The following is a 12,795-nucleotide window of genomic DNA, read 5'->3' as shown; positions in this document are numbered from 1 at the left end:
GTTTATTATTTTCAGTAAAATTAAAAAAATCAGAATAGATAAGTGCCTTTTCAATAAAAACAAAACTGATAATAATGGTTTTTATTTATCCACTATAAAATGAAATCATAATGGATGAAGCAATTTAAGCATTCATTGATAATTATGATATTCATTAATGTTCTTCTAATTCTTATTTTTGGAAAATTTGTATTTAATAATCACCGCCAATATTATCATGCATCAATTCTATTGGCGGGTTACTCCAACTATCACATTGGCTATACACTTCGTCTTTCAAGTTGCCTCTTTGTTGGCTACGCTCGCTCACCCCAGTCACATAGTTATCTATGCTCCCGGGGATGAACTCCCTTGCCGTCGCGACGCATCTTGAAATTCATTGTGTATAATAATCAAATTATTTTACAACAAAATACGCAACATACGACGAAGTGGCTCCGCTGCTCCCCACAATAGCTGATCACCAACCGTAAAGGCTGACAGATATTCAGGCCCCATATTCAGCTTACGCAGACGTCCCACAGGAGTATTCAGAGTCCCTGTCACTGCAGCAGGTGTTAATTCGCGCATAGTCAGTTCACGATCATTCGGAATAACGCGAACCCACTCATTATGGGAAGCCAGCAGCGTTTCAATTTCATGGATCGGGATATCTCGTTTCAGTTTCAGGGTAAATGACTGACTATGACAGCGCAATGCGCCAACGCGAACACACAGACCATCAACCGTAATAATATTGTTACCCGTGTTCAGGATCTTGTTGGTTTCCGCCTGCCCTTTCCATTCTTCGCGGCTCTGGCCATTTTCCAGCTGCTTATCAATCCACGGGATCAAACTTCCCGCCAGCGGAACACCAAATTGATCTGTCGGTAACGTGCCACTGCGGGTAAAGTCTGTGACACGCTTTTCAATATCTAAAATAGCAGAAGCCGGATTTTGCAGTTCACCCGCAACCTGATTGTGCAACATGCCCATTTGCGTCAATAGTTCGCGCATATGGCGAGCACCACCGCCGGAAGCTGCCTGATAAGTTGAAACTGATGCCCACTCAATCAAGTTATTAGCAAACAGACCACCCAATGACATCAACATCAGGCTGACAGTACAGTTACCACCAACAAACGTTTTAATGCCTTTATTCAGGCTGTCCTGAATGTGCTGATGGTTAACAGGATCAAGGATAATGACAGCATCATCATTCATACGCAGTGCAGAAGCTGCATCAATCCAATACCCTTGCCAGCCCGTTGCTCTCAGTTTAGGGTAAATGTTATTGGTATAATCTCCCCCCTGACAGCTGATAATAATATCCAGTGCTTTGAGTGCTTCAATATCAAAAGCATCCTGCAATACACCTGATTTACCTGTAAATTCCGGCGCTGCTTGCCCGTATTGGGAAGTGGTAAAGAAGACGGGGTTAATTTCATTAAAATCCCCTTCCTCGATCATCCTCTGCATCAATACTGAACCAACCATGCCACGCCAGCCGATAAAACCTACATTTTTCATCATCTTTACCCTGTCTTAAAAAAGTCATTGTCAGCACCCCTGACACCACTAAAGCTGACAAAATATGTGAAAAGGTGCAAGTAAATTTATGCACTACAGGGCTAACAGCTTGTGGCGTTAGCGCCTCATTTTTTCAGCTTATCTTAGTCCTTTCTCAGCTATACACTTCGTCTTTTAAGTTGCCTCTTTGTTGGCTGCAACGCATCTTGAAATCCATTGTGTATCGTATAATTAGCCACAGAAAAATAATTAATTAACTTATAATTTATATAATTAATTATATCAAATGATATTCCGTTCTGAATTTATATCTTAAATATCCTTACACTTATTTTTATTTCCATACAGAATAACAACCAATCAAGAAAATAAATTATTTTATCCTTCACTATAAAAACATAAATAAATAACAATTTTCAATTATTACAATAAGATTGAAAAAAACTATCTCTTCCTCTATTCAGTTATTTTGAAAACTGATTTAATTGAGTATTATTAAAAATTATTATCATCCAGAGATAGCATTCCAATGGAGCTTTTCTTACAAAACTGCTTAGCTTTCCCGGTGGTTATTTTCAGCGGGCTATTACTTATTGTTTTATTTTATTGGATTTGTGCTGCGTTTGGCTTATTAGACATTGATATTCTGAATATCGATGTAGATGGTTTCGATGCCTCTGATGCTTCTGTTCTGGCTGGATGGTTAACAAAACTTGGCCTGAGCGGAATTCCCGTCACCATTATTATCACACTGATTACTCTGATCGGCTGGCCGCTGGGCTATTTCAGCGAACATTTAATGCTGCGTTTCATTGAAACTGATTTAATCCGTTACTTACTTGGTACAGTGGTGCTATTTGTCGTTGGTTTTATTGCCCTATTACTGACAACCATGCTCCTGCGCCCGTTACAGCCGAAACTCGCCAAACTTAATCGTTCCAACAGTATTGATAATTTAATCGGGAAAATCGCTGAAGTCCGCTCTCCCATTGTCACCGAACAACGGGGCGAAGCACTGATGAATAACAATGGTGCCAGCCTTATCTTGCAGATTCGTGCACCAGAAAGTGATGGCATTGCCCGCGGGGATCGTGTCGTCCTTATTAGCTATGACGCCACAATGAACAGCTATACCGTCGTCAGTGAAGATGAATTCAGATTGTGACAACGTTCTTGTTACTCAATCCAGTACCGTAAATTTTGCTATCTGACATGCCTCACTCTACATTCCGGTCATGGATGAATAGCAGCTTAAACTCCGGGGAATTACGTTAACCCCGAACAGGTTTGCTCGACAATGTTTGCCCTAAAACAAAATGGAGAAACACATACACATGTCAGATATTAACTTGGCTGATTTCATGCCTTTCCTGATAATTATTGCGACAATTATTATCGTCATTCTGGGTTTCTTTGGGCTTTTCAAAGCGTTTTATATCAAAGTCCCACAGGGAACCGCCCTGATCGTTAACGATATGTCAGCTCAGCCCAAAGTACATTTCACCGGTGCACTGGTCTATCCCGTTATTTATAAGAAAGAATTTATGCGCATCTCCCTGCTGACGCTGGAAGTGGATCGTCGGGGTAAAGATGGCCTGATCTGTAAAGATAACCTGCGTGCAGACATTACGGTTGCTTTCTATCTGCGCGTCAATGAAACCACGGAAGATGTTCTGAAAGTGGCAAAATCCATCGGTGTTGAGCGCGCCTCTGACCATAACGCAGTCAACGCCCTGTTTAGCGCAAAATTCTCAGAAGCCCTGAAAACCGTTGGTAAACAATTCGAACTATCAAAACTGTTTGAAGACCGCCAGAATTTCCGCGACCGTATCGTTGATGTGATTGGCAAAGATTTAAATGGTTATGCTCTGGAAGACGTTGCCATTGATTATCTGGAACAAACGCCGAAAAACTCACTGGATCCGAACAATATTTTCGATGCCGAAGGTATCCGTAAGATCACTGAAATCACGGCAATTCATAATATAGAAACCAACCAGAAAGAGCGGGATCAGGAATTGGCTATCCAGAAGAAAAACGTGGAAACCCGCGAAGCCAGCCTTGCTTTAGAGCGCCAACAGGCTGATGCTGAAGCCCGCCAGAAACGTGAAATTGAAAGCATTCGTGCCCGTGAAACCGCCGAAACGCTGAAAGTCAAAGAAGAAGAACGCCTGAAAGCAGAACAGGCCCGCATTCAGACCCAACAGGAAATTGAAATTCGCGAAGAGAACCGCCTGCGTGAAGTGGAGGTGGCGCAACAAAACCGCGAACGGGCCGTGATCATTGAGATGGAAAAGGTCACTCGTGCGCAAGAGCTGGAAATTGTCTCCCGCGAGCGTGAAGTCGAACTCCAGCGCATCGAAAAAGAGAAAGCACTGGAAGAAGAGCGCAAAAATATCTCCAACGTCATTCGTGAACGTGTCGCAGTAGAAAAAACCGTTGCGCAGGAAGAAGAGCGTATTAAAGAAGTGCGCATGGTTTCTGAGGCTGATCGCAAGAAACAAATCACCATTATTGATGCTCAGGCCAAAGCAGAGCAGGAGCTGGTTCGGCAGGTGAAACAAGCCGAAGCTGATGAGAACAGTGCAAAATACAAAGCACTGGAAATCAGCACTATGGCACAGGCAGAACTCGAAGCCGCCGCTAAACAGTCTGAAGCGAAAAAACGGATGGCTGAAGGTATTGAAGCGGAAGAAGCCGCCTTAGGTCTGGCTGAAGCCCGTATTCGTCAGGCTAAAGCCGAAGCAGAAGAGAAAGAAGGTCTGGTTCAGGCTAATATCATTGCCGAGAAATTACTGGCAGAAGCTCGTGGTACACAGGAAAAAGGTCTGGCTGAAGCGCGGGTCATGGAAGCTCAGGCTGATGCCTCTGAAAAACAAGGGCTGGCAGAAGCTAAAGTTCTGGAAGAGAAACTGTCAGCTCAGGCCCGTGGTGACGAGCAGCAAGCTCACGCCAAAGAAAAACTGGGTCTGGTGGATGCCAAAGTACTGGAAGAAAAACTGACAGCACAGGCTCGCGGTGAAGGCCAGCTGGGTACAGCACAGGCTGAAGTTATCCGTCAGCGCCTGAAAGCAGAAGCGGATGGTCTGACCGATAAATTCACTGCCATGGGCAACCTTAACGATACTGCCCGTGATCACGAAGAGTTCCGTATGCGTCTTGAGAAAGACTTTGAGCAGGCCATGTCTGCCATTGCCGCCAATAAAGAGATCGCCAAAGAGCAGGCAGAAGTTCTGGCAGCGGCGCTCAGCAAAACCAACATTGATATCGTGGGTGGCGACGGTAGTTTCTTCAATACCTTCTCCAAAGCGCTTACTGTCGGCAAAGCCATTAATGGCGTGGTGGACAAAAGCCCATTAGTCAAATCAGCCGTTGATAAGCTGCTGACAGGTAAAGGCGATAAAGGCATTGTAGAAAAATTTATGGAAAAAGAAGTCGGTGAGAAAAAACTGGATTTCAACTCCCTGCTGCAAAACCCGGAAGTCCAGTCTCTGGTCAATATGTTCAGTGGCAATCAAAAAGATCAGACTCCAAAAAGCCCGAATAAAGATAATTCCGAAGAGTAATCAGTCATACCCACCGCCACGGCAATCGTGCCGGTGGGTAATTCACATGCCCTGAAACCCGAATTAATCTCATAAAGCAAGGAAACACTTACGCCATGTCAGATAGCCAACTGAATGATAATCAAGTAAACACCCGCGAACAGGAATTGTTGGATAACGCCGTCGCTGAAGGTGGAGCCTATGATATCTTACGCAATCGTCTGTCTGAACAGGGCCAGCAGCTCCACGAAAAAGTCAGCCTGCTGAATAACCGTCGTCTGGAAGAATTTGGCAAAAACCAGACAGATATTATTGGTCGTATCCGTATCCGCACAGAAAATAACTGCGTTGCCAGGGATATTGTCCGCGTCGGTGACTGGCTGCTGTTTGGCTATAATGTTTTCCTTGGCCTGAAAAAAGAAACACGGGTCGAAGATGTTTTCTCCCTGTACAAACTGAAAAAAGAAAATGATGAATATGATGTTGAATCCGTTCCGCTGACAGGCACGTTTCTTAATATCACCAGCTTTGTGCAGGATTTCCACGAACTCTATACCTACTATAAAAACACCCAATTACTGGAGCTGGTTGAGCGGGACGGCAAACTCCTTGCCAGTTTTCAGATTGGTGAGCGGATCACCGATATCCGCGTATTCCGCTGGGCAATCTCCAGCGATAAAACCGAAATCAGGTACATCGATAATCGCGGTGAACGAGATATCGCCCTGCCTCCGGCCTATGATTTTGAATGGCAGCGAACAACACGGGAAAATACCGTTCATGGTCGCTATCCACATATGAACATTCTCGATACGGTGTTTGTGGAAACGATTGGTGGCGATCTGACCATCAAATGTGAAAATAATACCGAAGATGGGCTGGGTATTTATCGTGAAGCGGTGTTGGATAAAACCCAATCGCTGGATGATGCGCAGATCGAATATGCTCAGACCGGCAGTCTGGTCTTGCTGAAAATTCTGCCTTATCGCGAGGATACATGGCGTTATCTGGTTTACAACACGCTGACTCAGACGGTACAACGCATTGATGCCATTGGTCTGGCTTGTATTCAGCTACCGGAAGATCACGGCATTATTTTCCCCGGCGGCTATTACCTGCAAAACGGCGAGTACAAAACCTTCGATCAGCCCATGGACGGAATGCGTTTCAGGCGGGTTCGCCGCTCCCCGAATGGCGAAGATGTTATGTATATCTTCTATGAGCCAAAATTCGGTCGGCTGGCACTGTTCAATTACAACCTTATCGAACGTAAACTGCAAAACCCACTGTTCGGGCACGGTTATGCCATGCTGGAAGATGGCCAGATGGTACTGTTCGAAGGCCAGTCAGATGAGCCAACACGCATCCATCCGATGCAAATCTGGCAAACCCCTTTCTATTCTGACGAATATGCCGCCCGCCAACCGGCAAAAAACAGCTTTCTGGGGCGTATCGGCAATGCTGAACTGGTGCGGGGAATTTCCGATCTTTACCATATCGCTAAGGAAATTGAACAACAGCAGATCTCTTCTCAGCTTTATGAAAAACTCTGTCAGGATACCCGCCGTCTGGTGGATATCTACTATTGGCTAAGTGACGAAAAGTGGCAAAGTGACGAACAAAGCCTGCATATTGCCGCACTTCTCAAAGAGATCGCCAATACCGGCGAACGCGTATTGGATGAATACGAAAAAGTCGAAAGTATTCGTCGTCAATCCGTCCGGGCGATGAATGAGGCCACATCGCATCAAAAAGAGCTGATGATTGCCATGCTGCCGGAAAGCTGGACTGAAACTCAGCAATATATTGATGCCTTAAACAAGCTGAGTATCCAGCGTGGCCACTTAATTACCCTGCGTGACCACCGTTATATTGATCTCGTCCGCCTTGATGAAATGGAAGCACAACTGGCTGACAGTCAACAACGTATTTCACTGGCAACCGCAGATTTTCTCGCCAGCGACAAAGCATTACAGCCCTTCAATCACCAGCTACAAATACTGGATAAGCAAATACAGGAAGCGGCTAACAGCGCCCAATTGACAGAACCATTGGCGGGCATGGAGAAAATGTCAGCCGATCTGGATATGCTGTCAAACCTGATGGCTTCGCTGAAATTTGAAGATACAACCCAGCAAACGCATATTATTGAATCCATCTCTGAAATTTACGCACTACTGAATCAGGCCAAAGCCAGATTACAACAGCGCCGCAAAGAAAAAGGCGCGGTTGAATCCGTCGCACAATTTAGTGCTCAATTTAAATTGTTCAGTCAGGGGATCACCAACGCCCTGACACTTTCCACTGACCCCGAACGCTGTGAAGAACAGCTCTCACGCCTGTTAGTTCAGCTCGAAGAACTTGAAAGCCAGTTCAGTGACCACGATGAATTCCTGAATGACATTCTGGATAAACGCGAAGAGTTGCTGGAAACATTTGAAACGCATAAACAATCGCTGCTGGATGAGCGCCAGCGCAAGACTCAGAATTTACAGGTTGCGGCAGAACGCTTACTGGACAGCATTAATCGCAGAACAGCCAAATTTTCTTCTCTTGATGAACTGAACGCCTTCTTTGCTGCTGATACCCTGTCGCTGAAAGCCCGTGAAATTATCGGGCGTCTGCGTGAACTGAAAGACAGTGTTAAAGCGGATGATATTGATGCCAAATTCAGGGCTGCCCGCGATCAGGCGATCCGCAGTCTGCGGGATAAAAAAGATATCTACGAAGATGGCGGCAATATTATCAAACTTGGGCCTCGTCACCGTTTCAGTGTGAATACACAGGAACTGGATCTGACCATCCTGCCCCGAGGCGACAAATTATATCTGCATTTAACAGGCACAGATTATCAGGAGCCGATAAACAGCCCGGAACTTGAATCATTGAAACCCTACTGGGCGATTTCCCTTGAATCTGAATCACCCTCAGTCTATCGGGCTGAATACCTTGCTTATTCACTTATCTACTCAGCCAGCAAAGAGCAGGCCGGATTAACACTGGATGGGCTAAAATCCCTGATTAGCCAGCCGGATATGCTGGAAAAAACCGTACGTGATTTTGCCGCTCCCCGTTATAAAGAAGGCTATGAAAAAGGGATTCATGATCATGATGCCATTGCCATTCTGCGCAAACTCATTCCTGTAGGGGAAAGTGCCGATCTTCTGCGTTTCACCCCCCATGCCAGAGCAATTGCCTTTCTGTTCTGGGAGCAAGTTCAGCAAGAAGAGCAACCCTCTTTATGGCCGGAACGCGCACGCACCTGCACCAATATTTATCAACTGTTCCGTAATGATGCCGGCTTACGGGATCTGGAAGCCGAAATAGAAGCAGAAATAAGCCTGTTCCTTGAACGCTATCCAATTAAATGTGAACCCTATCAGCAAACACAGGCCGCTGAATATCTGTGTCTGGTACTAAGTCGCATGACAGTAGAATTTACTTTCAGTAAATATGCCCGAACCTTGCTGGAAGGCCTGCAATCTGCGCTGGAAAAAGCGCATATGTGGAGTGATTTCATTCATTCACAGCAGAATCTCGGCCAGCGCTTTGCTCAACGCTGGACGCTGGTGGAGAACTGGCTGAACGGGCTTTGCTCCTTAGCCGAATTTGCGCCACTAAAAGATTATATTTCGGAAGCTGTCTCCCTGACCGTGCTGGATAAATCGCTGAACGTCCGCTTCAGCGAAGTTGATCTGCACTTTACTGTCACCGATTTAATTGGCGAACATCCTTCCATCATTAACCAGAAGCTGACTCTCAGCCTTGATGACTATTTCTGCCGCATGAGAAAACAGCGCAGGGTATTTATCCCCGCTTATCATCATTATCAGGAATTACGTCAGAGTGTCCTGAATCAGCAGCGCCAATCCCTAAAGCTGCATGAATTCAAGGCGCGACCACTGAGTTCATTTGTCCGCAACAAACTGATCAACGATGTTTATCTGCCATTAATCGGCGATAATCTTGCCAAACAAATGGGTGCTGTCGGCGAAGGTAAAAGAACAGACCTGATGGGAATGTTGTTGATGATCTCCCCGCCGGGCTACGGTAAAACCACCTTAATGGAATACATCGCCAATCGTCTTGGCCTGATCTTCATGAAGATTAACGCCCCGGCATTAGGGCATGATGTACTATCTCTCGATCCTGCTCAGGCACCGAATGCGACAGCCCGTCAGGAGCTGGAAAAGCTGAATCTGGCACTGGAAATGGGCAATAACGTGATGCTGTACATTGATGATATTCAGCATACCAACCCTGAATTTCTGCAAAAGTTTATTTCTCTGTGTGACGGAACACGGCGTATAGAAGGTGTCTGGAAAGACAAAACCAAAACTTACGATATGCGCGGTAAAAAATTCTGTGTCGTTATGTCCGGTAACCCCTATACCGAATCCGGTGAGCTATTCAAAATCCCTGATATGCTGGCAAACCGTGCCGATATTTATAACCTCGGTGAAGTGCTGGGCGGTATGGAAGAGGCCTTCACACTGAGCTATATCGAAAACAGCCTGACGTCAAACCCGGTATTGGCTCCGCTGGCATTGCGCGATATGAACGATCTTTACCTGTTTATCGATAAAGCAATGGGCAAGCCCTTCTCCGGCAATGCCTTAAGTTACCCATATAGTGATGCTGAAATTACCGAAATCGTTGCAATCCTTGAACGGCTGTTAATCATGAGAAGTGTCGTTTTCAAAGTTAACCAGCAATATATTGCCAGTGCCGCCCAGTCAGACAAATACCGGACAGAACCACCGTTCAAACTACAGGGCAGTTACCGCAATATGAATAAACTCAGTGAAAAAGTTTCTGCGGTCATGAATGAAGCCGAAATACAGCGCATTCTGGATGATCACTATTTAGGAGAAGCACAACTACTGACCAGTGGAGCAGAAGAAAACTTACTTAAACTGGCAGAACTTCGTGGCACCCTGACACCAGAACAAGAGCTGCGCTGGCAGCAGATAAAGCGTGATTTTATGCGCAATAAAGCATTAGGTGGCGATAACGCCGATGTAGGCGATCGGGTTGTAGCGCAGCTTGCTGATTTGGTTGAGAGTGTTCAGGCATTAGGAACTCACTAAAAAGAGTTTATAAAGGAAATAATGTGGAAATAATAATTATTGCTATAGTAATTTTTCTCCTGATGACTGGGCTAATAAGCACAGGGATCTCACTGTATAACCGTTTGGTTCTACTACGTAACAATGTAGACAACGCTTTTGCCAATATAGACGTTATCCTGAAGCAGCGTGCCGATCAGATCCCTGCGTTAGTTTCGATAGTTAATAAAGCCATGCAGCATGAAAATGAAATTTTTACTGCCCTCAGTCATGCCCGACAGAATTATTTAACTGCAGGTTCACTACCTGAAAAAATCGATGCTTCCAACCAAATGACTAACGCCCTAAAAACAGTGTTTGCGATATCAGAAAATTATCCCACATTAATCTCTGGTAAAAGTTTTATCGAACTTCAGAAAACCGTCAGCGACGTTGAAGATAAAATCGCCCGCCGCCGTGAAACGTTTAATGATACAGTGACAATCTACAATATTGGTATTCAGGTTTTTCCTGCTCTTATCGTGGCAAAAGCCCTGCAATACCAATCTATTCCCCTGCTGGAAATTTCAGCGGAAGAAATAAAATACAATGGAATTAAATTCGATTAAACAGAATAAAAAAACAGGAAATAGATGATTACGATTATCATGGCACTCGTTTTTAGTGCCGTATTGAGCGGTACTACTTTATTCATATTATCATTGATTTTTGACTTTCAAATTACGCTTAAATGGAGGGCTATAACAATAGCAATCAGCTGTTTATTAGCGGGCACCATAACTTATCTTAATGAAGATAACATATTGTACGTATTTGGGTTTTTCTTCATTTCACTTATCCTGACCGCATTTGCTGGAAAAGTCTGGAATATTCTACTTCATATTATCAGCCTGAAAAATGATATAAGACAAGGTAAAACAACGGTCTTAAAAACGATCATTCAATTAATATTAACTGCTGTAGCTATTGGTATAAATTACGCAATGAATTTATTAGATAATCTCATCACCTTCGGATTGTTTGCCATATTTTTTGCCACTGCCTTAATTTTAATTTGGCGAGAAAAAACACCCAAAAAACAGTTTTTCAAACTGCAACAAATACTCCCCACATCCAAGATAGGTTCAATGGCAATGGGGTTAGTTGAAGTACAAGGGAGAGCAATTGCAGAAAAACAGCGATTAGTTACCGCACCACTGAGCAAAAAGAAGTGTATTGCTTACCTTTATGCGGAGTATAAAGAAACTAAGGACTCCGAAGGAAAAACATATTATAAAACCATTACTGATAAAACTTATTGTGCGCCTTTCAATATTCAGGATGAAACAGGCTCAGTCGCTGTTATTACTCATGATTTATCATTAGTCTCTCTGCCACCTACCCTAAAATACGAGAAAAACAAGGTTCGCTATGTTGAACGGGCAATATTCAATCATGACATGATCATGCTGATTGGTGCTGCAACTGAAAAAAACATCCCCGGAAAAGGCAACCAAATCGTTATTCAAAAAGATATCGAAAATAACATATTGGCAGCCTCACGAGTTGAATCTGTTACACACTGGAATAAACATCGTCCACTGGTCAGATCGGCTCTGGTTTTCAGTTTGGCCGCAGTATTTTTAATTGCGATTATTTTAACTATCCCTTATGAGTATCACGAACAAAAACTAACGATTATGTTTAACAAATCGCCTTTATTCAGCTGGTTATTTTAAAATGAATGTTATCATTTCAGCTTTTATCATTATTATCATGTCAGTTCTTTTATTTTACTATCTGATGGATACCTACAATAAAGTGGTTGCATTAAAAAACTATACTGAAAAAGCATTTGCCAATATTGATGTACTTTTACAGCAAAGGGCCAACGAAATACCCAAATTGGTGAATATTGTTGAAAAAGTCATGTTACATCAGGAATATCTGCTACTAAAATTAACTCAATCACGAGAACTCTATTTAAATCATCATCAAGTCGAACAAAAAATAGTTATTAATAATCAAATCACTGATTACTTAAAACAGATTATGTCAGTTTCAGAAAATTACCCTGAATTGCAGGCAATAAATAATCTGAATAAATTACAAAAACGTATAACTTTGCTGGAAGCAAAAATCGCTGATCGCCGTGAGTTTTTCAATGAAAGTGTAGCCTTGTATAATACCGGAATACAAACATTACCCAACTTGATATTCGCTAAAATTCTGGGTTATAAACCACGCACCATGCTTAATTCCCATACAATCGGCGAGTGAGGATATTCCATGCTGACCATCCCTTTCAATCTGTTTGGATTTGCCGATAGTATTGTGCAAGGTCCGGTATTTATCATTTTTATTTCTACCTTTGGTATGCTTATTCCTTTACTTTTTTTAGGTATTTTGAAAAGAATCCCTATTTTAAGAGTCTTATCTAATATTGCTGCGGGTACAATTGCTCTGGGGGTTTTCCCTAACCTCGGTATATTAAGTATACTTTTATTTTTAGGGATAGGTGGTGTACACCTGTTTTTTGTCAGTACAATCATTTTTCTAAGCTGTTTTTTATTTATTGCTTTTAAATAAGCTTTCAAAATAGTAGATCACTTGAAGGGAACTCAGTCCAATTTTTGCGATCTGATTAATCGCCAAATCAAAAAAATCCCAAAATGGACTGAGTGATGCGAATC

Annotated in this window: 8 protein-coding genes; 7 read left to right on the top strand and 1 reads right to left on the bottom strand. The window is 43.3% G+C overall.

What is annotated here, in order from left to right:
- Positions 1–402 precede the first annotated feature (402 nt).
- A complete protein-coding gene (gene asd / locus AACX68_RS12995; protein ID WP_228859433.1) occupies positions 403–1,509 on the bottom strand; it encodes an aspartate-semialdehyde dehydrogenase in 1,107 nt (368 codons plus the stop codon).
- Between the two features lie 529 nt (positions 1,510–2,038).
- Here asd and AACX68_RS12990 point away from each other — a divergent pair.
- The 7 genes from AACX68_RS12990 (at position 2,039) to AACX68_RS12960 (ending at position 12,691) form a co-directional block, all read left to right on the top strand.
- Positions 2,039–2,674 (top strand): ubiquinone biosynthesis protein UbiH, encoded by a 636-nt coding sequence (locus tag AACX68_RS12990; RefSeq protein WP_228859432.1) that lies wholly within the window; start codon positions 2,039–2,041, stop codon positions 2,672–2,674.
- A gap of 178 nt (positions 2,675–2,852) precedes the next feature.
- Positions 2,853–5,075 carry a flotillin family protein gene (locus AACX68_RS12985; protein ID WP_339389341.1) on the top strand — a complete coding sequence of 741 codons (2,223 nt, stop codon included), beginning with the start codon at positions 2,853–2,855 and terminating at the stop codon, positions 5,073–5,075.
- 95 nt (positions 5,076–5,170) lie between these two features.
- Positions 5,171–10,144 carry a DNA repair ATPase gene (locus tag AACX68_RS12980; RefSeq protein WP_228859430.1) on the top strand — a complete coding sequence of 1,658 codons (4,974 nt, stop codon included), beginning with the start codon at positions 5,171–5,173 and terminating at the stop codon, positions 10,142–10,144.
- Between the two features lie 23 nt (positions 10,145–10,167).
- Positions 10,168–10,731 carry a LemA family protein gene (locus AACX68_RS12975; RefSeq protein WP_228859429.1) on the top strand — a complete coding sequence of 188 codons (564 nt, stop codon included), beginning with the start codon at positions 10,168–10,170 and terminating at the stop codon, positions 10,729–10,731.
- A gap of 24 nt (positions 10,732–10,755) precedes the next feature.
- Positions 10,756–11,841 carry a hypothetical protein gene (locus AACX68_RS12970; RefSeq protein ID WP_228859428.1) on the top strand — a complete coding sequence of 362 codons (1,086 nt, stop codon included), beginning with the start codon at positions 10,756–10,758 and terminating at the stop codon, positions 11,839–11,841.
- Between the two features lies 1 nt (position 11,842).
- Positions 11,843–12,382 (top strand): LemA family protein, encoded by a 540-nt coding sequence (locus AACX68_RS12965; RefSeq protein WP_339389340.1) that lies wholly within the window; start codon positions 11,843–11,845, stop codon positions 12,380–12,382.
- Between the two features lie 9 nt (positions 12,383–12,391).
- Complete coding sequence (locus AACX68_RS12960; RefSeq protein ID WP_228859426.1) at positions 12,392–12,691, top strand: hypothetical protein; 300 nt, start codon at positions 12,392–12,394, stop codon at positions 12,689–12,691.
- Positions 12,692–12,795 lie beyond the last annotated feature (104 nt).

Source organism: Xenorhabdus sp. PB61.4 (genome assembly GCF_963894935.1).
GTDB classification, from domain to species: Bacteria; Pseudomonadota; Gammaproteobacteria; order Enterobacterales; family Enterobacteriaceae; genus Xenorhabdus; species Xenorhabdus stockiae.
Note: the sequence above shows the minus strand (reverse complement) of the source record. Positions and strands in the feature narration are given on the sequence as shown.